This window comes from Pseudomonas sp. PvP027 (assembly GCF_017833005.1).
Lineage (GTDB): Bacteria > Pseudomonadota > Gammaproteobacteria > Pseudomonadales > Pseudomonadaceae > Aquipseudomonas > Aquipseudomonas congelans.
Genome location: NZ_JAFIBK010000001.1, coordinates 5,224,360 through 5,245,016 on the forward strand (window position 1 = coordinate 5,224,360; position 20,657 = coordinate 5,245,016).

General features: G+C 60.7%; 19 protein-coding genes. 6 read left to right on the forward strand and 13 right to left on the reverse strand.

Features of this window, described 5'->3' with window-relative positions; all coding sequences use genetic code 11:
- The first annotated feature begins 2 nt into the window (after window positions 1-2).
- A complete protein-coding gene (locus JOE33_RS22775; protein ID WP_010436161.1) occupies window positions 3-410 on the forward strand; it encodes a hypothetical protein in 408 nt (135 codons plus the stop codon).
- A 59-nt stretch (window positions 411-469) separates the two neighbouring features.
- Here JOE33_RS22775 and JOE33_RS22780 read toward each other — a convergent pair whose 3' ends face one another.
- The 7 genes from JOE33_RS22780 to JOE33_RS22810 form a co-directional block, all read right to left on the reverse strand.
- On the reverse strand, window positions 470-1,468 hold the full coding sequence (locus JOE33_RS22780) for a sulfate ABC transporter substrate-binding protein (RefSeq protein ID WP_187625424.1): 999 nt from the start codon (window positions 1,466-1,468) through the stop codon (window positions 470-472).
- Window positions 1,469-1,571: 103 nt separating this feature from the next.
- The gene (locus JOE33_RS22785; protein WP_187625423.1) at window positions 1,572-2,405 is read right to left on the reverse strand and encodes an ion transporter; all 834 of its coding nucleotides are present in this window, start codon (window positions 2,403-2,405) and stop codon (window positions 1,572-1,574) included.
- 1,543 nt (window positions 2,406-3,948) lie between these two features.
- Complete coding sequence (locus tag JOE33_RS22790; protein WP_187625422.1) at window positions 3,949-5,382, reverse strand: efflux transporter outer membrane subunit; 1,434 nt, start codon at window positions 5,380-5,382, stop codon at window positions 3,949-3,951.
- Complete coding sequence (locus JOE33_RS22795) at window positions 5,379-6,263, reverse strand: HlyD family secretion protein (protein ID WP_003344172.1); 885 nt, start codon at window positions 6,261-6,263, stop codon at window positions 5,379-5,381. The genes JOE33_RS22790 and JOE33_RS22795 overlap by 4 nt, the downstream gene beginning before the upstream one ends.
- The gene (locus JOE33_RS22800) at window positions 6,260-6,469 is read right to left on the reverse strand and encodes a DUF1656 domain-containing protein (RefSeq protein WP_003315925.1); all 210 of its coding nucleotides are present in this window, start codon (window positions 6,467-6,469) and stop codon (window positions 6,260-6,262) included. Before JOE33_RS22800 ends, JOE33_RS22795 begins: the two co-directional genes overlap by 4 nt.
- A complete protein-coding gene (locus tag JOE33_RS22805) occupies window positions 6,466-8,553 on the reverse strand; it encodes an FUSC family protein (RefSeq protein WP_032614757.1) in 2,088 nt (695 codons plus the stop codon). Before JOE33_RS22805 ends, JOE33_RS22800 begins: the two co-directional genes overlap by 4 nt.
- Complete coding sequence (locus tag JOE33_RS22810; protein WP_010434340.1) at window positions 8,550-9,002, reverse strand: MarR family transcriptional regulator; 453 nt, start codon at window positions 9,000-9,002, stop codon at window positions 8,550-8,552. Before JOE33_RS22810 ends, JOE33_RS22805 begins: the two co-directional genes overlap by 4 nt.
- Before the next feature lie 536 nt (window positions 9,003-9,538).
- Between JOE33_RS22810 and JOE33_RS22815 the strand changes: the two genes are divergently transcribed.
- Entirely contained in the window at window positions 9,539-10,207 is a 669-nt protein-coding gene (locus tag JOE33_RS22815) for a polysaccharide lyase family 7 protein (RefSeq protein WP_010434343.1), read from the forward strand.
- Window positions 10,208-10,226: 19 nt separating this feature from the next.
- Here JOE33_RS22815 and JOE33_RS22820 read toward each other — a convergent pair whose 3' ends face one another.
- Both JOE33_RS22820 and JOE33_RS22825 read right to left on the reverse strand, forming a co-directional pair.
- Complete coding sequence (locus JOE33_RS22820; protein ID WP_010434346.1) at window positions 10,227-11,615, reverse strand: heavy metal sensor histidine kinase; 1,389 nt, start codon at window positions 11,613-11,615, stop codon at window positions 10,227-10,229.
- Window positions 11,594-12,283, reverse strand: a complete 690-nt coding sequence (locus JOE33_RS22825; RefSeq protein WP_002554192.1) for a heavy metal response regulator transcription factor — start codon at window positions 12,281-12,283, stop codon at window positions 11,594-11,596. Before JOE33_RS22825 ends, JOE33_RS22820 begins: the two co-directional genes overlap by 22 nt.
- A gap of 170 nt (window positions 12,284-12,453) precedes the next feature.
- Here JOE33_RS22825 and JOE33_RS22830 point away from each other — a divergent pair, with 170 nt between their 5' ends.
- The 3 genes from JOE33_RS22830 (at window position 12,454) to JOE33_RS22840 (ending at window position 14,521) form a co-directional block, all read left to right on the forward strand.
- Window positions 12,454-13,059 (forward strand): hypothetical protein, encoded by a 606-nt coding sequence (locus JOE33_RS22830; protein WP_010434348.1) that lies wholly within the window; start codon window positions 12,454-12,456, stop codon window positions 13,057-13,059.
- Window positions 13,060-13,133: 74 nt separating this feature from the next.
- Complete coding sequence (locus JOE33_RS22835; protein WP_010434351.1) at window positions 13,134-13,754, forward strand: cytochrome b/b6 domain-containing protein; 621 nt, start codon at window positions 13,134-13,136, stop codon at window positions 13,752-13,754.
- Window positions 13,751-14,521, forward strand: a complete 771-nt coding sequence (locus tag JOE33_RS22840) for a molybdopterin-dependent oxidoreductase (protein WP_003344155.1) — start codon at window positions 13,751-13,753, stop codon at window positions 14,519-14,521. The genes JOE33_RS22835 and JOE33_RS22840 overlap by 4 nt, the downstream gene beginning before the upstream one ends.
- Window positions 14,522-15,439: 918 nt before the next feature.
- Here JOE33_RS22840 and efeO (JOE33_RS22845) read toward each other — a convergent pair.
- Genes efeO (JOE33_RS22845) through efeU form a run of 4 tightly spaced genes read right to left on the reverse strand, consistent with a single transcriptional unit; the run spans window position 15,440 to window position 19,715 of the window.
- Complete coding sequence (gene efeO / locus JOE33_RS22845; protein ID WP_003417764.1) at window positions 15,440-16,264, reverse strand: iron uptake system protein EfeO; 825 nt, start codon at window positions 16,262-16,264, stop codon at window positions 15,440-15,442.
- A gap of 29 nt (window positions 16,265-16,293) precedes the next feature.
- Window positions 16,294-17,616 (reverse strand): iron uptake transporter deferrochelatase/peroxidase subunit, encoded by a 1,323-nt coding sequence (gene efeB, locus JOE33_RS22850; RefSeq protein ID WP_032611691.1) that lies wholly within the window; start codon window positions 17,614-17,616, stop codon window positions 16,294-16,296.
- Between the two features lie 24 nt (window positions 17,617-17,640).
- Window positions 17,641-18,852, reverse strand: a complete 1,212-nt coding sequence (gene efeO / locus JOE33_RS22855) for an iron uptake system protein EfeO (RefSeq protein ID WP_096126223.1) — start codon at window positions 18,850-18,852, stop codon at window positions 17,641-17,643.
- 8 nt (window positions 18,853-18,860) lie between these two features.
- A complete protein-coding gene (efeU, locus tag JOE33_RS22860) occupies window positions 18,861-19,715 on the reverse strand; it encodes an iron uptake transporter permease EfeU (RefSeq protein ID WP_003417759.1) in 855 nt (284 codons plus the stop codon).
- 261 nt (window positions 19,716-19,976) lie between these two features.
- On the opposite strand from efeU, the gene JOE33_RS22865 reads away from it, so the two are divergent.
- Complete coding sequence (locus JOE33_RS22865) at window positions 19,977-20,657, forward strand: DNA-3-methyladenine glycosylase 2 family protein (RefSeq protein WP_187625421.1); 681 nt, start codon at window positions 19,977-19,979, stop codon at window positions 20,655-20,657.

Below are 20,657 nucleotides of genomic sequence, written 5' to 3' on the forward strand. Positions count from 1 at the left end.
TTATGTACCGTACCGCACGCATCACCTTGTTGGGTCTGGTCGTTGGCCTGAGTGCCTGTGCTGTCCAGCATCCGGCACCGCCACATGGCCAGGATCCGATCCTCAACCTGCCGGGTGGCCAGCAGCCCGGCGCACCGCGTCCGGGTCCTGCGCCTTCGGAGCCTGCCAAGGCGCCTGCCGCAGCGCCGAAGACCTCGGCCAGCTTCGCGCCGCCACCGGGCGGCGGCAGCCATTGGGACCCGCGCCTGGGCGTGTACGTGATGGACGATCAGCCCAACACTTTCTATCGCCAGCGCACTTACTACCAGTGGAATGACGGCTGGAGCTGGGCGACCAGCCCCAACGGTCCGTGGCAGGCGACTGATGTCAGTGGTGTGCCGGCAGGGCTGGGCAAACAGTTCAGTAAATGATTCAGGCTTCAATAAAAACGGCGACCTCGAAGGTCGCCGTTTTGCATTGCCTGAGCGGCTTATTTGCCCGGATAGATCTGGTCGAATACACCACCGTCGATGAAGTGGGTCTTCTGCACCGTGCGCCAGTCACCGAAGGTTTTCTCCACCGAGAGGAAGTCCACTTTCGGGAAGCGATCCGTGTACTTGGCCAGCACCTGCGGGTCACGCGGGCGCAGGTAGTTTTTGGCAGCGATCTCCTGGCCTTCCGGTGACCACAGGTATTTCAGGTAGGCTTCGGCCAGGGCGCGCGACTGCTTCCTGTCCACCACCTTGTCGACCACACTCACCGGTGGCTCGGCTTCTGCCGACACGGAGGGGTAAACCACTTCGAACTGATCACGGCCGAATTCGCGGGCGATCATTTCCGCTTCGTTCTCGAAGGTGACCAGCACGTCGCCGATCTGGTTGGTCATGAAGGTTGTAGTCGCACCGCGACCGCCGGTATCAAGGACTGGCACATGGCGGAACAGATCACCGACGAATTTCTTCGCCGCCGCTTCATCGCCGCCTTTTTTCAGGGTGTAACCCCAGGCCGACAGGTAGGTGTAGCGGCCGTTGCCGGAGGTTTTCGGGTTGGGCACGATGACTTCCACGCCATCCTTGATCAGGTCCGGCCAGTCTTTGAGGGCCTTCGGGTTGCCCTTGCGCACGATGAACACCGTGGCCGAGGTGAACGGCGCACTGTTGTTCGGCAGACGGTTGACCCAGTCTTCCGGTACCAGCTTGCCATTGTCGGCCAGGGCGTTGATATCAGTGGCCATGTTCATGGTGATCACGTCGGCCGGCAGCCCGTCGATGACCGAACGCGCCTGCTTGCTCGACCCGCCGAAGGACATCTGCACAGTCACATCTTCATTCTTCTCGGCTTTCCAGTGTTTCTGGAAGGCGCTGTTGTAGTCCTTGTAGAAATCACGCATCACGTCGTAGGAGACGTTGAGCAGCGTCGGGGCTGCCTGGGCAGCGCTGGCAAAGGCCAGGCCGGCGGCCAGTAGCGAGGCGGCGAAGAGTTTATTCACTGCAGGGTCCTTGAGATGAAGAGTCGTGTAACAAGCCTGATGGCTTAATGCCGCGACACTATCAGCATCGCGCCTGCGGTTTAAAGACCGAAAAGATCTTTGCTTATGCCTTGTGCTCGGTTTTTTTAAACAATTGATTGCCACAACGTGAGCAGAACGCCGCGCCATGCTCGTGAAGGTTTTTCGAGCACACCGGGCAGTCGTGTTTCAGCTGCTCGCCGCGCATGGCATTGGCCAGCTCGGCGGTGAATATCCCGGTGGGCACGGCGATGATCGAGTAGCCGGTAATCATCACCAGCGAGGAGAGCATCTGGCCGAGCGGGGTCTTGGGCACGATATCGCCAAAGCCCACCGTCGTCAGGGTCACGATAGCCCAGTAAATGCCCTTGGGAATGCTGGTGAAACCATGCTCCGGACCTTCGATCACGTACATCAGCGTGCCAAACACGGTGACCAGTGTAGACACCGTGACCAGAAAGACGATGATCTTCTGCTTGCTGCCACGCAGCGCCGCCAGCAGGTAATTGGCCTGACGCAGATACGTGCCGAGCTTGAGCACCCTGAAGATCCGCAGCATGCGGATGATCCGCACGATCAGCAGGTATTGCGCATCGCTGTAATAGATCGACAGCACGCCCGGCACGATGGCCAGCAGGTCCACCAGCCCGTAGAAACTGAACGCGTACTTCAGCGGCCGTGGCGAGCAATAGACGCGCAGAATGTATTCGATGGCAAACATCAGCGTGAAGCCCCATTCGATCCACGCGAAGAGCATCGCGTAATCACGATGAATACTCTCGATGCTGTCGATAATGGTGACCAGCAGACTGAGCAGAATCGCGACCAGCACCGCCTTGTCAAACGTACGCCCGGCAGGCGTATTGGCCTCGAAAATAACAATATGCAGCCGCTCGCGGCGGCTGAGAGAGCTGTCCATGGTGCTTCCCGAATCAAAGGTCGGGTGAGCCTAGGAGCATTGGGTGGTTGAGTGCAAGCACACAAGACCTGCGGGAGCCTGCCGGGCGACGCTTCGCTTGCTCGTGAAGAGGTCTTTATAGCCGCCGTAAAGGTGACCTGAGTTGAATCTCAATCCACCTGACAAAGAAAACCGCTGTGTGACGCGGAGCGTCACGAACTGCATTCCCACGCGGAGCGTGAGGAACGATAGTCATCAGGTTCCGGGCCGTGCCTTTAGCCAAATTGCTCTGAAGCGCTTTTCAACCGCGATGGCACTGACGACGCAGAGTGCGACGTAAGTGACGGCTGAGTCCTGGCGCTGATCCGGGGGTAGCCTGGCAGGACGCCAGGCTAGCCGCACCGGGCCATGGATGGCCCCGGTGCGGCGACCCCCGGATCAGTGCCAGGGCGAAGGAACCCGACGAAGTCGGGCCGGAAACGGAGCCAGGGGCTTTGGTCACTTTGGCCCCATCAAAGTAACTCGCCGAGGGGCGAAAAGGTGACCTGAGCCGAACCCCAATCTACCTGACATCAAAAAACCGCTGTGTGACGCGGAGCGTCACGAACTGCATTCCCACGCGGAGCGTGAGGAACGATAGTCATCAGGTTCCGGGCCGTGCCTCTAGCCCGACTAATCTAAAGTGCTTTTCAACCACGATGGTACTGACGACGCAAATTGCGACGTAAGTGACGGCTGAGTCCTGGCGCTGATCCGGGGGTAGCCTGGCAGGACGCCAGGTTAGCCGCACCGGGCCGTGGATGGCCCGTTGCGGCGACCCCCGGATCAGTGTCAGGGCGAAGGAACCCGACGAAGTCGGGCCGGAAACGGAGCTGCGGGCTTTGGTCACTTTGGCCCCATCAAAGTGACTCGCCGAGGGGCGAAAAGGTGACCTGAGCCTAACCCAAATCCACCTGACAAAGAAAAACCGTTGTGTGACGCAGAGCGTCACGAACTGCATTCCCACGCGGAGCGTGAGGAACGATAGTCATCAGGTTCCGGGCCGTGCCTATAGCCCGACTACTCTAAAGTGCTTTTCGAACACGATGGTACTGACGACGCAGAGTGCGACGTAAGTGACGGCTGAGTCCTGGCGCTGATCCGGGGGTAGCCTGGCAGGACGCCAGGCTAGCCGCACCGGGCCATGGATGGCCCCGGTGCGGCGACCCCCGGATCAGTGCCAGGGCGAAGGAACCCGACGAAGTCGGGCCGGAAACGGAGCCAGGGGCTTTGGTCACTTTGGCCCCTTCAAAGTGACTCGCCGAGGGGCGAAAAGGTGACCTGAGTCGAACCCCAATCTACCTGACATCAAAAAAACGCTGTGTGACGCGGAGCGTCACGAACTGCATGCCGACGCGGAGCGTCGGCACGATAGTCAGTATTTGATTCTAATGCGACACAACCTCATGCGTTGCCCGCAACCGCTGCCAACGCAGTGCTTTTCGATCACGATGGCACTGACAACGCAAATTGCGATGTAATCCATCCATCCGAACGAGGCCTGATGGCCGAGCGAACGCCCATCCTATTTCTGCGCCACGTCATCCTTCTCCCAGCCGCCGCCAAGTGCCAGAAACAGATTGATCTGCCCCATCGCCACCTGGGTGTTGGCTTCGGCCATCTGCGCGCGTACGTCGGTGTAGGTGCGAGTGGCTTGCAGGTCGGCGAGGAACGAAGCGCGTCCGGCCTGATAGAAGCGGTGCGTCTGGTCAGCCGCTTCTTTGGCTGACTGCTCGGCTTCTTTAAGGGCGTCGCGGCGGTCGAGCAGGGCGGTGTATTGCGCCAGGCCGGTCTGGGTTTCACGGATGGCGTTGAGCACCACACCGTCAAAGCGCGCCAGGGACGCCTGCGCCGAGGCTTCGGCCTGATGGATGCGGGCGCGTGAGCCATTGGACGGGATGGTCCAGTTCAACAGCGGCCCGAAGCCCCAGCGATTGGCCGCCGGTTTGCCGAGGTTCTCGATCAGGCCGGTGGTGCCAATGCTCGCGCCGATGCTGATGTCCGGATACAGCTCGCCGGTGGCAACGCCGATCTCGGCAGTCGACATGGCCAGATGGCGTTCAGCCTGGCGCACATCCGGGCGGCGTTTGAGCAGCGCTGCGCCGTCGCCCACAGGCATGACCTGCGCAATCTGCGGCAACTCGTTACAGGTGCTCACCCCGGCAGGCAGTTGCTCGACAGGTTTGGCCAGCAGCATCGACAGGCGGAACATCGCAGCCTGACGGCGTGCCTCGTAACGGGGCATTTCGGCGCGTAACGACTTGAACTGCGTCTGCGAGCGAGTGACCTGGGTTTCATCGCCACGCCCGGCATCGCGCAGGCGCTGGTTGAGGGTCACGCTCTGTTGTTGCAGGTCCAGTGATTCGCGGGCGATGTCGAGCTCTTCGTTGGCCGCACAAATCTGCGTGTAGGCGCGCACCACATCGGCGACCACCGTGATGTGTGCCGTATCCACCGCCGCCTGATTGGCATCGACATTGGCCTGCGCCGCTTCGATACCACGCTGCAAGGTGCCGAACAGATCGAACTGGTACGAGGTGGTCAGACCCACGTCGCCCACATTGGCCACCGGCACCTTGTCGGTCAGCAGAAACGCTTCGCCCGACTCCTGCACACGCTGGGCGCCGATCTTCGCGCCGTTGGTAAAGCCGCCAGCCGCCTCGGCTTCCGAGGTCTGATAGCGGGCACGCTGCAGGTTGGCGGCGGCGATGCGCAGGTCGGTATTGGACGCGATAGCCTGGCGCACCAGCTCATCCAGATGCGCATCCTGGTACAGGCGCCACCAGTGCGCAGGCACCGGGGCCGAAACCGTGTTGACCGAGCGGCCGGCCAGTTCACCCTGCAGGTCCGGACGGTTGATCGCGCCCTCTTTGGGCAACTGGTAATCCGGGCCGACCATCTGGCAGGCCGAGAGCACGGCGGTAAAGCCGAGCGCGGCCACGCGTAAAGCACGTTTCATCGGCTGCGCTCCTGCGTGTCGTCGATGATCGATACCGTCGCGGTACGCCCGGCAATCATGCGGAAATCGGCAGGCACGTCATCGAAGGCGATCCGCACCGGAATCCGCTGCGCCAGACGCACCCAGCTGAAGGCCGGGTTGACGTTGGGCAGCAGGTTCGAGCCGCTGCTGCGGTCGCGGTCTTCGATACCGGCAACGATACTCACCACGTGGCCGGTCAGCCGGGCGTTGTCGCCGATGACACGGATGTCGACGCCCTGGCCGACATGGATGCCATCAAGCTTGGTTTCCTCGAAATAGCCATCGATGTGGAACGACGTCGAATCGACCACCGAAAGCACCGGACGCCCGGCAGTGACGAACTCATGTTCGCGGGGTGCGCGGTCGTTGAGGTAGCCGTCCACCGGACTGCGGATCACCGAGCGATCCAGGTTCAACTGCGCGGCATCCACCGCAACCTTGGATTCGCCCAGTGCCGAAAGGGCCCGAGCTTCGCGGGACTGGCTTTCTTCCAGTTGCTCGCGGGCAACCAGATTGCCCAGACCACGGTTACGCTTGTTCTCGCGACGCGCCTGCTCCCAGGTTTCCTGACGTTCGGCGACCGTCGCCTGCGCCTGGCGCAGCGCCAGACGGAAGCGGTCCTGGTCGATGGTGAACAGGACCTGGCCCTTGTGCACGGGCTGGTTGTCAGTGACTTCGACCTTCTGGATCAGCCCGGACACGTCCGGTGCGATCTGCACGATGTCGGCGCGGATATGCCCGTCGCGCGTCCACGGTGCATACATGTAATACATCACCATGCGCCATACGACCACGGCGGCCAGGGTGACAACCAGCAGGGTCAGGACCACGCGGCCCAGTGTCAGTATCGGTTTTTTCATGTCATCAGGTATCGACTTAGAGTATCCACGGCGCCGAGCAACAAAGCGTATAGACCTACGTTGAACAAAGCCCGGTGCCAGACCAGACGGTAGAAGTGGGCACGCGACAGCACCGCGTGCACGACAAGAAACAGCAGATAGGCGATGCCCATCATCGCCAGGAACGTGGGGATGAAGATACCGCTGATATCCAGATCACCGATCACAGGGGCGCTCCATCGATGTTATGCGGCAGTTGCTCGGTCAGTTCGCCGCCCACGGTGACGATCTCGACCCCTGGCAGCAGGGCCAGGCGCAGGCCGCTGAGGGCATGCAACAGGTGCAGCCGGGCCGGGTTGTCGCCCATCTCCTGATCGGTCAGCGAACGGCGTGCGCGGTCCATGGCCATCAGCAGGCCCCTGGGCGCGGGCAGCCGTTCGCCGGCCTTGCGACAAAGTTTGAAATAGCCGCTGACTTCGTCGATCACCTGACGCAACAGCACCTGGGCCGCAGGCGTGGCGCGGCGGGTGTAGGCCAGCAGATCGAGCATGTTCAGCGCGACGCGCAGTTCACGCAGGGCGATCCCGGTGTCCTGGGCGGTGAGCGTCAGGCGCGGCAGTTGCTGCATCAGGCGGTCGAGCATTTGCACACCCATGCGCCGATGCTCGGCCAGAGAAGCGTCTTCACTGAGACTGGCGATGTCACGCCAGCTGAAACGGGTCAGGCGCTTGACGGCCAACTCGACGCCGAACGGGCGGAACACCAGGGTCCAGATGAAGGCGAACAGCAGTCCGGCGGGACCCGCCAGGTTGGAATTGATGAAGTTCATGAAGTCCGCGTCATAAGCGCTCTGGATACTGATGAATGACGAGGTGTTGACGATGGTCAGCAGCGTGCCGAGAAAGAAGCGCGGTTGCACGGTCAGGGTACCGACGCAAATGAACGGCACGGAAAAGGCCAGCACCAGCATCGGGAAGTCATGCAGGTTGGGCAGCACCACAAACAGGTACAGGCTGGCGAACACCACCGAGAGCAGGGTCCAGAAGAAGAACCGGTAGATTTGCGGGGCAGGGTCATCCATGGCGGCAAAGAAGCTGCACGACACCGCCGCCAGTGCTACCGCACTTGCGCCGTCTTTCCAGCCGAGCAGAATCCACAGCACCGACGCGGCGATGATCGCCAGCACCGTCGAAGTCACCGAATAGAGCATCAGACCGCGATCGAGAAACGGGGTCAGCCGGCCCAGGCGCCAGTGGCGATAGACCGCGCGCCACTGTGACTGGTCGTCGGTCTTGATCGCGTATTGCAGGGTTCGGCAATCCAGCCACAGGTCGATCCACTCACCCAGCCTGAACAGCGTATTGGAAAGCAGCAGTTGATCGCGGTCGTCCAGTTGCGCGGAGTCCGGTTGCAGGCTCTGTACATCGCGATGCAGCTGCTGCCATTGCTCCAGCTGCGGCCCGTCGGCAGTGCTTTCGAGCCAGTCGCAAGCCTTGTGCAACAAGGGTTTGATGCTTGCCAGCAGCTCGGGCGTGCGTCGTTCCAGCGCCCACAGTGCGTCATCCAGTGCATCGATGACCGGCAGGAGGTGGATCATCCTGCCGCGCAGTTCATTGGCGTTGCGTACGGTTTGCTTGCGGGCGCCTTCGTGGCTTAACTGGCCGATCATCATTTCCAGCGAGTTGAAGCTGCCGACCATCGAATTGCGCAGCGTGCCGATTTCTTCGGGCTGACAGGTGCGGCTTATAAAGCGCTGACTGTAGGTCGCAGCATCGCTGAACCATTTTTCCGTGGTGGCCTGAAACACCGGTGCCAGGCGTCTGGGCCAGAACATCGCACCCACGACGGCGGCGCAGATGATGCCGAGAAAAATCTCTTCGGTACGCGACACCGCGATGTCGAACACCGCCTGCGGGTTGTCGACCACCGGCAGCGAAATCAGCGGCATGGTGTAGCCGGCCAGCATCAGGGCGTAGCTGTTGGCGGTGCGCAAGTGCAGGGACAGAAACAACAGGGTGCCGGTCCACAGCCCGACCACGATGGCCAGCAACAAGGGCGTCTGCACGAACATGGGCACCAGCAGCACTGATGCTGCGGCACCGGCCAGGGTTCCGGCTGCTCTGTACAGGGCCTTGGAACTGGTCGGGCCGACGAAGGGGCTGGAGACGATGTAGACCGTGGCCATTGCCCAGTAGGGGCGAGGCATTTCCATCAACAAGGCGATGTACAACGCCAGCATCGACGCGCCGAAGGTGCGTACACCGTAGAACCAGTCACGTGCCGGTGGAACGCTGGAGAAAAATCCGTTCAAGCCTGGCCCCCGTGTTCGCGCTGCGCGGCATCGGCAAACGCCTGTAACACACGCAAGGTGGCCTCCAGGTCGGCAGGTTGCAGCCCTTGCAGCACTTCGGCACGCAAGCGGGTCAGCTCGGCTTCGATCGAACACGCCAGTGCGCGACCTTTGCGCGTCAGGCTCAAGGCCTTGGCGCGGCGGTCGTTCGGGTCTTCAGTGCGGCAAACGATATCGGCCTTGCACAATTGGTCGAGCAGACGCACCAGCGTCGGACTTTCCATACCTGCCGCGTGGGCCACTTTTACCTGATGTGCGCCATCGCCCAGACGGGCGATGGCCAGCAGCGGACCTGCACAGGCTTCGGAAATGCCATAGGTCACCAGCGTGTTCTGACAGATGCGTCGCCATTGGCGAGACGCGGCCACCAGGCCACTGCTGATTGTCCGATGGAGGGATTCGACAGACATGGAAATACCAGGAATTTAGTTAGGAGCGATATTGTTAGCAGGGAGATAAATAGCTTGCTAACTAATATCTCGTAACAACTGCTTACAGTCAACCCGGAGCCGCCAGGCGGAGGTGCTTTCTTTTTAACCGGCTGAAAGCGTGTTTCGAGGCGACGTGATGCTCTAAAAAGGGTGCCTTGGTCCGCTTCACGCAGCGGAAGTTCATTTGCCATGAAGATAATTGCTACCGTCTGTCGGTATTTCGCGTTTTTTTGCGCTGTATCCACCTCGATACATTCAAAAAAATGACGCGGTTCACAGAAAACTTCTTCACGTGAATCAACGCTTGCAGCTCGACGGTGGCACATGGCCGCATCGCAACAATTGATATTGAAGTGATGGCATCAGTCATTTTTAGACGGTTTGTTGACGCCAAAGCGTTGTCGAGGCTGTTTAAAAAGTAAACGATTCAGCCGATAGTCTGGATGACCGAACGGGCCAGCACACCCGTTCCAGAGCCATTCTGTCGGTGCGATGCGCACCTTGCGAGTTACGCCATGATCGACCTTGCTACCTGGAATCTCTCCGTACCTGTCGGAAGCCCTGCGACCATTATCGAAACCCCCAAGTTGGTAAGGGGTTATCGGGATGGCTACTTTCAATCCGGGGATACGCTGTTTTTCTGGGCGCCGGTGACCGGTTCGACCACCGAAAACGCCAAGTACCCGCGTTCCGAATTGCGCGAGACGACTTCAGATGGAAGAGTCTTCAACTGGGCTTACTCCAGTGCCGACAACTTTCTGCGCGCGACACTGGAAGTCGATCAGGTGCCTTCCAGCGGCAAGATCGTGATCGGCCAGATCCACTGCTACCAGAGCACCGAACCGTTGCTGAAGGTGGAGTATCAGTACAAGGAGAAGCTGAAGACCGGCAATATCGTCGCCAAGTTTCGTCGTACGCCGGACTCGGAAATCGAGGTCATCACCATCGCCCAGGGTGTGCCGCTCGATAAGCAGTTCAACTACACCATCAATCTGTCGCCGTCTGGCGATCTGACGGTCAATGCCTTTGACTCGGTCTGGTACGCCAAGCTCGATTCAGCCTGGGCCAGCAAACTGTTCTATTTCAAGGCAGGGGTCTATACCCAGGACAATACCGGCTACACCACGGAAGGCGGCTCGGCCACGTTCTACAAGCTGGCCATTGCCCACGAGAAAAAGAATTGATCCTTGCGCAGCGCAGGCTTCAGGCGGCCGGAAATATCAGACTGAAGCAGATTCTGCCGACGGCGGGTTGAGCGACTTCGACCCGACCGCCATGCAGTTGCATGATTGCCGTGACGATCGCCAGCCCCAGACCGTTGGAGTCCGAACGCTCATGGCGTGAAGCGTCACCGCGATAAAAACGATCGAACAAGCGTGCAAGGGTCGCCTCCGGCAGCACCGGTCCCTGGTTCTCGACATCGATCTTCCAGTGCCTGTTCACAGCCGTCACCCGCATCAGAATCTCGCTGTCTTCATCGGCGTAGCGAATCGCATTGGCGACCAGATTGCTCAATGCACGCCGCAGCAAAATCGGATCGGCCAGCAGCGTACCTTGTCCGTGGGTGCTCAAGGTCAGGTTGCGTTCTTCGGCCAGCCCCTCGAAATAGCCGGCGACCCTTTGCAGTTCATCATGCAGATCCAGCGACTGACGCTCCAGCGCGGCCTGGGCTTCGTCCGCCCGTGCCAGAAACAGGATGCTTTCCACCAGCCGCGAGATGCGCTCCAGTTCTTCCAGATTGGAGGCCAGCAGCGCCTGATATTCATCGGCGCTGCGGTTCTGGCGCAAGGCGACCTGGCAATGGCCCATCAGCGAGCCGACCGGTGTGCGGATTTCGTGGGCCAGATCGGCAGAAAACTGCATCAGGCGTCGGTAGCCATCGTCCAGACGGTCAAGCATGGCGTTGAAGGCGTCGCTCAGTTGTTGCAGTTCGATGGGCGTATCACGGCTGTCGAGGCGTTTGTGCAGGCTGGCCGGGGTGATTGCTGCAGCATGGGCGGCCATTCTGCGCAGCGGACGCAAGCCGCGGCGCAGCAGCACATAGCCCAGCGCTGCGGTGATCAGAAACGCCAGGGCCACGGCTATATAGATGCGCTGACGGAAGCTGGCGAGCATGGCCATTTCCTTGACCATCAGGTGCGCAGCCTGCAAGCGTACTTCGACACCGTTGGACATCACCTGCACGGCAGCAGCGCGCAACGGCACGCCTTGCAGGCTGATGCCGCTGCGCAGGTCATCGACCCGCAGCGGTTGGTCCTGCGCCACCGTCGGCAGCTCCGGCAGGGGGGCGTGCTGCGGGTTGACCGAGATGACCGGTGACTTGCCCGGCTCGCCGATGATGAAGATGTCTTCTTCACTGTCGAGCATGTTCTCGAACAGCTGCGGGCTGCCTTTGAGGTTGTCCATGGTCAGGTCATAGCGCAACAGCTTGCGAAAGTGGTCCAGCCGCGCGAGCACGGCATGGTCGCTGCGTTGCATGACCGTTTCTTCGATGGACTGATACAGGTACAGGCCGGCGCCGCTGACGGTGAGCATCGCTACCAGGGCAAATGCCAGAGTCGAGCGCAGGGTCAGGGAAGGCTGGCGTCGCATGGCCGCACCTCGCACACATAACCGATGCCACGCACGGTGTGGATGAGCTTTACCGGGTAGGGCAGGTCGACCTTGCTGCGCAGGCGCTTGATGGCGACGTCCACGACATTGGTGTCGCTGTCGAAATTCATGTCCCAGACTTCCGAGGCAATCTGCGCCCTGGACAATACGTCGCCTTCGCGACGCAATAGCAGGTGCAGCAGGGCGAACTCCTTGTTGGTCAGCACAATGACCTGCTGCTGGCGCGTTACGCGGCGGCGCAGCAGGTCCAGTTCCAGATCGGCCAGATGAAAATGATCAGCTTCGCGCACCACGCCCCGGCGCAGGATGGTGCGGATGCGCAGCAGCAGTTCGGTGAAGGAAAACGGCTTGACCAGATAATCGTCGGCGCCCAGTTCCAGGCCGCGAATCCGGTCCTGCAACTGGTCGCGCGCGGTGAGAAACAGCACCGGCACGTCCTGCCGGGCGCGCAGCACTTCGATGATCTGCCAGCCGTCGATGCCCGGCAGCATCACGTCCAGCACGATCAGGTCGTAGCGGTTTTCCAGCGCCAGGTGCAGGCCGTCGGCCCCGTGCTGGGTCCAGTCCACCTTGTAGCCGGACTCGCCCAGACCCTTCTTCAGGTATTCGCCGGTTTTGGTGTCATCTTCAATCAGCAGGATATGCATCGTTTTGTCCGCTACGCTTTTGCCTGCACCCATGGTGCGCCGATGCCGGAGTCTAACCAGTTGCCGACAAGGTGTCCGGCGAATGACAAAAATGTCATTGCCCGGTCATTCTGCGGTGCCGGTAGCGGTGCAAAGATGGGTTTCAGATCTCACCTGCCAAGGAAGTACCGATGAAGACTGCACTCTCTACTACGTTCGGCCTGCTGTTGCTCAGTGCCGCTGTCATGACCCAGGCTGCCGACATGAAGGTGGTCAAACCCATGCGCGGGACCGTCGACAGCGTCAGCGCCGACACCCTCGATTTCACCACCCGTTCGGGGCAGCACGAAAGCATCAAGCTGACTGACAAGACCGGTATTCGTCTTGTGTCCGAAGCCGACTTCAAGCAAATCAAAGGCGACAGTTTTGTCGGTTCGGCTGCCATTCCGCAGGCGGACGGTACGTTGAAAGCGCTGGAAGTGACCGTTTTTGAAGCCAGCCTCAAAGGCAGCGGCGAAGGTCACTATGGCTGGGAAAACGCTGATGGCAGCACCGGCACCATGACCAATGGCACCGTTGGCACGCTGGCCGGCACCGATGGCCGCACGCTGACCGTCAAATACGAGGGTGGCGAGAAGAAACTGGTGGTGCCGCAGGACGTGCCTATCGCCTACGTCGAGCCAGGCAAGGTTGACCAGTTGACCAAGGGCGCCAAGGTCGTGGTATTCCCGGCTGACGACGGCAAGTCCGCTCGCGGTGTGGCAGTCGGCAAGAACGGTTTCACGCCGCCGATGTAATCACCGCCAGGGTTGTCAGGGTCACAGGGCTGCCCCTGACATCTCCTTCCATGCCTGATCAGAGGGATCTCGACATGAAAACCCGCCCCATTCATCCGTGGCCGGTGCGCCTGACCCACTGGGTCAATGCCGTGGGCATGGTCTGTATGTTCATGAGCGGCTGGGCGATCTACAACGCATCGCCACTGATGCCATTCACCTTTCCCAAATTCCTGACACTCGGCGGCTGGCTGGGCGGTTCAATTGCCTGGCACTTCGCGGTGATGTGGCTGTTGGTCATCAACGGCCTGATTTATGTGTTGTATGGCGTGTTCAGCCGCCATTTCAAACGCGACCTGCTGCCGGTCCGGCCGTCCGAAGTGACGCGTGACATGAGTGACGCGCTGCATTTTCGACTGGTCCACGTCAAAGGCCGTTACAACGCCGTGCAACGGTTGATGTACTGGCTGGTGCTGGCCATGGGCGTGCTGGTGGTGCTGTCCGGCCTGGCGATCTGGAAGCCGGTGCAGTTTCAGGGGCTGGTCAGTCTGCTGGGCGGATTCGATTTCGCCCGTTGGGTACATTTCGGGGCGATGACCGCCATCGGCGCGTTTGTCATCGTCCATCTGGTGCTGGTCGTGCTGGTGCCCAGTACCTTGCTGCCAATGATTACCGGCGGCCGCCAGCCGAACGAAGACGGAACTGCGCAATCATGAACGAACCACGTAAACGCATCACTCAGCGTATCCGCCTGGAGCCCGCGCAGGAGCGCCAGCTGGTCGATATTCAGCGCCGCTCGTTTCTGCGCGCGGGGCTGACCGTGGGCGCGATGTCGATGCTCACGGGCTGCAACCTGCAGGATGGCGATCAGGTCGACAAAGTGCTGTGGGCCATGTCGCGCTGGAATGACCGGGTTCAGGCCTGGCTGTTCAATGGCCAGAAGCTGGCGCCGACCTACAGCAAGGCGCAGTTGACCAACCCGTTCCCGTTCAATGCGTTCTACCCTGAATACAATGTGCCGGAGCTCGATCTTTCCGATTACCAGCTGGCGGTCTCGGGGCTGGTGCGGGACAAGCAGCCGTGGACGCTGGAGGCGCTGCGCAAATTGCCGCAACGCACGGACATCACACGGTTGATCTGTATCGAGGGCTGGAGTGCGATAGGGCAGTGGGGCGGCGTGCCGCTGAAGACCTTCCTGGAGTACATCGGTGCTGATACGACGGCGCGTTTCGTCGGTTTCAAGTGCGCTGATCGTTATTACTCAAGCCTGGATATGCCCACCGCGCTGCATCCGCAGACGTTGCTGGCGCTGGACTTCGGCGAAGTGGCGCTGCCACCGGATTACGGTTACCCGTTGCGGGTGCGGGTGCCGACCAAGCTGGGCTTCAAGAACCCCAAGCACATCGTCGAGATTTTCGTCAGTAACGAAAACCCTGGCGGGTACTGGGAGGATCAGGGCTACAACTGGTTCAGCGGGATCTAGGAACGGACGCAGAGCGTCGCACGATAGCGGTAGTGAGATTATCGTTCCTCATGCTCCGCGTGGGAATGCAGTTCGTGACGCTCTGCGTCACACAGCGGTTCTGTGATATCAGATGGATTAGAGTTCGACTCAAGTCACCTTTTCGCCCCTCGGCGACCTACTTTGATGGGGCCAAAGTAGGCAAAGCCCGCAGCTCCGTTTCCGGCCCGACTTCGTCGGGTTCCTTCGTCCTGACACTGATCTGGGGGTCGCCGCAACGGGCCCTCCATGGCCCGGTGCGGCTAGCCTGGCGTCCTGCCAGGCTACCCCCGGATCAGCGGCAGGACTCAGCCGTCACTGACGTCGCACTCTGCGTCTTCAGTGCCATCGTGGTTGAAAAGCGTTTTAGAAGCATAGCTGAGAGGCTGATGACTATCGTTCCTCACGCTCCAGCGTGGGAATGCAGTTCGTGACGCTCCGCGTCACATGGCGGTTTTTTCTTTGTCAGGTGGATTTGAGGTTCGGCTCAGGTCACCTTTTCGCCCCTCGGCGACCTACTTTGATGGGGCCAAAGTAGGCAAAGCCCGCAGCTCCGTTTCCGGCCCGACTTCGTCGGGTTCCTTCGCCCTGTCACTGATCCGGGGGTCGCCGCAACGGGCCCTCCATGGCCCGGTGCGGCTAGCCTGGCGTCCTGCCAGGCTACCCCCGGATCAGCGCCAGGACTCAGCCGTCACTTACGTCGCACTCTGCGTCGTCAGTGCCATCGTGCCCGAAAAGCACTTTAGAGTAGTCGGGCTAGAGGCACGGCCCGGAATCTGATGACTATCGTTCCTCACGCTCCGCGTGGGAATGCCGTTCGTGACGCTCTGCGTCACACTCAGGTGCAGTGACCACGGGCACGGCAAAGAGCCGCAGCTTGAGCAGGCGCGGCGCTTCGGATCAGTTCAGGCCCAGTTTGCCGCGCAGGGTCGAGAGGTCTTCTGCCAGGGTGTTGACCGGGCCGATCAGGGCTTTGCGGTCGTTCTCTTTGACCTTGTCGTAGGTTTCAAAGCCACCGTCCTTGGTCTTGTACTTGGCGAGGATCTTGTCCACGGTGGCGAAGTTCTTGTCGACTTTGCTGGAGAAGGCCTTGTCCTGCTGTTCGATCTGCGGGCGGAATAGGTCGACGATTTTCTTCGCGCCGTCGATGTTGCCCTGGAAGTCATACAGGTCAGTGTGACTGTAACGGTCTTCTTCGCCGGAGATCTTGGTCGCTGCCACTTCTTCCAGCAGGGCTGCTGCGCCGCCGACGACTTTTTCAGGCGGGAAGGTCAGGTCGGCCACGCGCTTTTCCAGGTCCTTGACGTCGCTCAACAGCTTGTCGGCGATAGGGCCCTGATCCTTGGTGGTGTTCTGCGAGAACAGCGCATATTCCAGACGATGGAAGCCAGTAAAGTCTTCTGCCGTCACGCCTTGTTCATGGTCGTCGACGCGTGAGTCGATGGACGCGTCCAGGTCACTGAACAGTTCGGCAATCGGTTCTACCGACTCGTAGTAAACGCGGGTAGGGGCGTAGAGCTTTTTGGCTGTCGCGATGTCGCCTTTTTTCACGGCATCGGTGAATTTCTGGGTGTGGCTGACCAGTTCTTCAATGTTTTCGGTCACGTAAATCTTGTAGTCCGACACCGGGCCTACCAGATCCAGCGGCGCGGTGGCGGCAAAGGCAGCCAGCGGGGTCTGGAGCAGGCCAAGGGTCAGGAGCAAAGCCAGGGGCGTCTTTTTCATGAGTGTCTTCCGGGTCAGGAGTGGATAGGTCATGCGTTTTTAGTGGGCGCTACGGCCGCCAGCAGTGAGCGACCGATGTAATCCTGGTCGCCGTTTACCCCCGGCAGGGTGAAGAAATAGCCGCCACCGACCGGTTTGAGGTATTCCTCCAGCGGCTCGCCGTTAAGTCGGCTCTGTACCGTAATGAAGCCTTTTTCCAGATCGGCCTGGTAGCAGATGAACAGCAGGCCCATGTCCAGCTGACCGTTCTTGTTTACCCCGTTGGAGTAATTGAACGGGCGGCGCAGGATCAGGTTGCGCTGGCTTTCGGCGGTACGCGGGTTGGCCAGGCGGATGTGCGAATCCAGCCGGGTTTTCTTGCCTTCCGGGTCTGCCGCGTAGTTGGGCACATCGCTCTCGACCTTGCCGTCCATGGGTGCACCCGTGCTTTTGCTGCGGCCGAAAATCGATTCCTGCTCCTGCAATGGCGTGCGGTCCCAACGCTCGACGAAGTTGCGGATGATGCGCACCGCCTGATAGCTGCCATTGGCGGCCCAGGCCGGTTCATCGCTGCCCGGCTGCACCCAGACCAGCTCGTTCATGGTCTTCTGGTTGTTGGAGTCCGGGTTCGCCGAACCGTCCCGGAAACCCAGGAAGTTGCGCGCGCTTTCCGGCGGCTGACCGGGTTTTTTCGGTGCCTGGGGCGGCACGGTGCCTTCCTGTTTCCAGCGCACCAGCAGCAGGTCGGGGAGGTTCTTGACGATGTCGCGCAGCGCATGGATGTTGCTGTCGGCGGTGTTGGCGCAGAACTGAATGCTCAGGTCGCCGTGGCAACTGGCCGGATCCAGCGCATCGTTGGGGAAACCGGTCATGCGGCTCAAGCGTTTCGGCTTGAGCGGGGCCAGGCCGAAACGCTCATCGAACAGCGATTCGCCCACCGACACGGTGATGGTCAGGTTGTCCGGGGTCACCACCGGACCGAGAATGCCCGAGTCTGGCGGCGGCAGTTTCGGATCGATCTCCGGCACCGGGCCACCGGTCATCAGGAACGCGATGCGCTCGTTCAACGTGCGGAAAAGACGCTCCAGGTCTTCACGGTCGGCGGCCAGAACATCGAACGCCACCAGCATGCCCGCTGCCGGGCGCGGGTTGACGATACCGCTCTGATGCAGGCCGTGAAACTCGTTGTGGTCCTGCGTTTTCTCACTGTTCGGCGCTTCGGCGACTTGCGCAGGTGCTGCGCCAAGTACATTGCCACTCAGGCTGCTGCCAGCCAGCGCGGCCCCTGCAGCGCCGAGCCCCATCAGAACGCGGCGGCGTTGCGCGGAGGCCGGAGCGTTGCTTGTGTCTGGATTGCTGTCCGGATTTTTCATCGTGGTGTGCTGTGCTCCAGTAAATCAGAGGCCGGAAAGGCCAAGTGCCGGGTCTATGCCATTGAGCGCGTCAGCCAGAGCGCCAGCCTTGGCTGCGATCTGCTTGCGCTGCGTCTCATCCACCTGATCGTAGGGGCGCACGCCACCATCGGCGGTGCTCAACGCATCAAGCGTGGTGTCCAGATCAGCCATGGCTGCATCGATCTTCTGCAGCAGATCGCCCGCACTGCGGGTCAGCAACGGACGCAGCAGGTCGACGATCTTGCGGGTGCCGTCCAGGTTGGCTGCAAAGCCGTTGACGTCGCTGTGGCTGTAGCGTTCCTCTTCGCCGTTACTGCGTACCTCAGCCAGGCTGCGCAGTGTGCGAGTGGCAATGGCCGCCAGTTGTTCGGGTGCCAGCGATTGCGCCATCAACTGTTGCTTGAGCTGGGTGACATCGGTTTGCAGACGCTGCGCGACGGGCGCCAGGCCCTCGACGCTGTGTTGCTCGTACAGGCCGTATTCAATGCGGTGGAAGCCGCCAAAACCGGGGTCCTGTTCACGTTTTTCGTAATAGTCGGCGCGGGCATTGATCGCATTGTCCAGCTCGGCGAGGCGCTGTGCAGCCGGTGCAATGCGCTGGTAGGCGGCGCGGGCGGGCAGGTAGGCCGCTTGGGCGGCGCTCAGGTCGCCGGCATCAATGGCCTGTTGCAGAGCGGTGACGGCCTTGATCAACGCCGAGCTCTGCAGGCTCAGGTACACGCGGTATTCGGAGAGCGGACCGATGAAGGCGGTCATGGACGGACGCGCTTTGGCCTTGGCATCCGACTCTGCCGTCGGCGTGACGTGCAGGGTGCCGCGCGGGTTGCTCAGCAGACCGCAGGTAATCGCGTAATCGCCGGGCGCCAGGTTGGCGTTGATCACCTGGCTCAGCCCTGGTGCGATGTTTTCCCGTTCTTCAATTACCAGCACGCCATCGAGGATTTCCCATTCGACGGCGCGCTCGGAGCGGTTGACGATGCGGAAGGCGTTCTTGCCCGCGGCAACCGTCAAGGCGTTCGGTTCGCAGTTGTGCGCGTGGATATTGACCACGGTTTCAGTACCGGCATTGGCTGCGCGCTTTTTGGCCGCGACCTGCGAGGCATAGTAGAACAGCCCGCCAGCGGCGATCATCAGGATCACTGAGCCGGCGACTGCCAATCGCAGGACACGGGGCGGCCGGGCTTTCCCGGAAGGCCCTGAAGGACGGTTAGACATGGAGGCCCTTATTCGTTCGTAACAGAAGATGTGTTTGGCTGCATGACCTTGCCAGCGGTCGGGGTATGCGGCTTGAAGAACAGCAGCAGCGCCCCGATCAGGTAAATCAGGTAAGCACTCAGGGTGCTGACCGTCGGCGCGTCCTGGTAACCGAACATGCCTGCCAGTACCGAACCGGCAGGGCCGTCCATCGGTAACAGCGCACTGATGTCGAAGACCACTTCCTGCAGGTGATTCCAGACCCCGGCTTCATGCAGTGCCTGAACGGAGTTGGCGAGAATGCCCGCCGCCACTACCAGAATGAACAGCCCGGTCCAGCGGAAAAACAGACTCAGGTTCAGGCGCATGCTGCCGCTGTAGATGGCCACGCCGAAACCGACCGCCAGCAGCAGGCCGAGCAGGGCGCCCAATGGTGCACCGGAGCCTTCGCTCTGCTGGAATACAGCGAGCAGAAAGAATACGGTCTCCAGGCCCTCGCGGGCCACGGCGAAAAACACCATGGCGATCAGCGCGTAGGTCTGGTTTTTCGAGCCGGTGAGGGCAGCGTCGAGTGATTCGTGCAGCGCGTGTTTGATCGACCGTGCGACCTTGCGCATCCAGAACACCATCGAGCTGAGAATGCCGACAGCGATAAGGCCGACGATGCCTTCGAACAGTTCCTGTTGCTTCTGCGGAAACTCGGCGCTCATCAACTCAAGCCCGCCACCGACGAACAGCGAGAGCGCGGCAGCCAGAAATACGCCGATCCACACTGCAGGCATCCACTCGCCGCGGCCGGTCTGCTTCAGGTAACTGGCGATAATGCCAACGATAAGCGCGGCTTCGATGCCTTCGCGCAGCATGATCAAAAAGGGAACGAGCATATCTCACCGGGTCAAAGCTGAAGGGTGAAGGTGTCGCAGCAGGCCATAGACCTGAAACACTGCGTAACATAATGATACTCATTCTTGAATGCGGATAGTTGTTTTTTATCTGTCTTTGGTTTTTAGCAGGTCGTTCAGGTCAGGTTCAGCTAATCGATCACGGTGTTTTGAACGTTCCGCTGTCTTCGAAAATCAGCGATCATTTTCAACGCTTTTGTAAACCGTGGTTGCCCTTCAGGGCGCTTCAATCCGGAAATCATCATGTCATCAGAATCAGACAGCGCTGACCGCGAGCATGCCCAGGCGGTGGCGTCGCTCAGGTCCATAGACCCGCAATGGCAATTGCTGATCGACCATGTCGGACCTTGTCTGCATCCGGTCAGCGCAGCGCAGGACCCGTTTCAGGCGCTGGTCAAGGCCGTTGCCTATCAGCAATTGCATGCCCGGGCGGGCGACGCGATGGTCAGTAGATTGCGCGCGCTGTTTCGGGACGACAGCTCTCCAGAGGTCAGCTTTCCCGGGGCACAGGCGCTGGTCGAGCTGGATGACCAGGCACTGCGCTCCTGTGGCTTCTCGGCGTCCAAATGCCGGGCGATCAAGGCGATTGCCGCTGCGCGGCTGGACGGTCTGGTGCCCGAGGTCAGTGCTGCGCTGGCGATGGGCAACGAAGCGCTGGTCGAACGCCTGATCCAGCTACCGGGAGTGGGGCGCTGGACCGTGGAGATGATGCTCATTTACGGGCTCGGTCAGCTGGATGTGATGCCAGCGAGCGACTTCGGCGTGTGCGAAGGCTATCGGCGACTGTATGCTCTCGAACTCAAACCGTCTCACCGGCAAATGGCCCGGCTTGCCGAGCGCTTCGCGCCTTACCGAACCATCGCTGCTTGGTATCTGTGGCGAGTGCCGGTCGATTTCAGTGAAATCGACTCATCTCGAATTTGA

Coding starts and splice junctions, on each gene's coding strand:
- JOE33_RS22775 (WP_010436161.1), top strand. CDS start 3: ATGTACCGTACCGCACGCATCACCTTGTTGGGTCTGGTCGTTGGCCTG.
- JOE33_RS22785 (WP_187625423.1), bottom strand. CDS start 2,405: ATGGACAGCTCTCTCAGCCGCCGCGAGCGGCTGCATATTGTTATTTTC.
- JOE33_RS22790 (WP_187625422.1), bottom strand. CDS start 5,382: ATGAAACGTGCTTTACGCGTGGCCGCGCTCGGCTTTACCGCCGTGCTC.
- JOE33_RS22795 (WP_003344172.1), bottom strand. CDS start 6,263: ATGAAAAAACCGATACTGACACTGGGCCGCGTGGTCCTGACCCTGCTG.
- JOE33_RS22810 (WP_010434340.1), bottom strand. CDS start 9,002: ATGTCTGTCGAATCCCTCCATCGGACAATCAGCAGTGGCCTGGTGGCC.
- JOE33_RS22815 (WP_010434343.1), top strand. CDS start 9,539: ATGATCGACCTTGCTACCTGGAATCTCTCCGTACCTGTCGGAAGCCCT.
- JOE33_RS22820 (WP_010434346.1), bottom strand. CDS start 11,615: ATGCGACGCCAGCCTTCCCTGACCCTGCGCTCGACTCTGGCATTTGCC.
- JOE33_RS22825 (WP_002554192.1), bottom strand. CDS start 12,283: ATGCATATCCTGCTGATTGAAGATGACACCAAAACCGGCGAATACCTG.
- JOE33_RS22830 (WP_010434348.1), top strand. CDS start 12,454: ATGAAGACTGCACTCTCTACTACGTTCGGCCTGCTGTTGCTCAGTGCC.
- JOE33_RS22835 (WP_010434351.1), top strand. CDS start 13,134: ATGAAAACCCGCCCCATTCATCCGTGGCCGGTGCGCCTGACCCACTGG.
- JOE33_RS22840 (WP_003344155.1), top strand. CDS start 13,751: ATGAACGAACCACGTAAACGCATCACTCAGCGTATCCGCCTGGAGCCC.
- efeO (WP_003417764.1), bottom strand. CDS start 16,264: ATGAAAAAGACGCCCCTGGCTTTGCTCCTGACCCTTGGCCTGCTCCAG.
- efeB (WP_032611691.1), bottom strand. CDS start 17,616: ATGAAAAATCCGGACAGCAATCCAGACACAAGCAACGCTCCGGCCTCC.
- efeO (WP_096126223.1), bottom strand. CDS start 18,852: ATGTCTAACCGTCCTTCAGGGCCTTCCGGGAAAGCCCGGCCGCCCCGT.
- efeU (WP_003417759.1), bottom strand. CDS start 19,715: ATGCTCGTTCCCTTTTTGATCATGCTGCGCGAAGGCATCGAAGCCGCG.
- JOE33_RS22865 (WP_187625421.1), top strand. CDS start 19,977: ATGTCATCAGAATCAGACAGCGCTGACCGCGAGCATGCCCAGGCGGTG.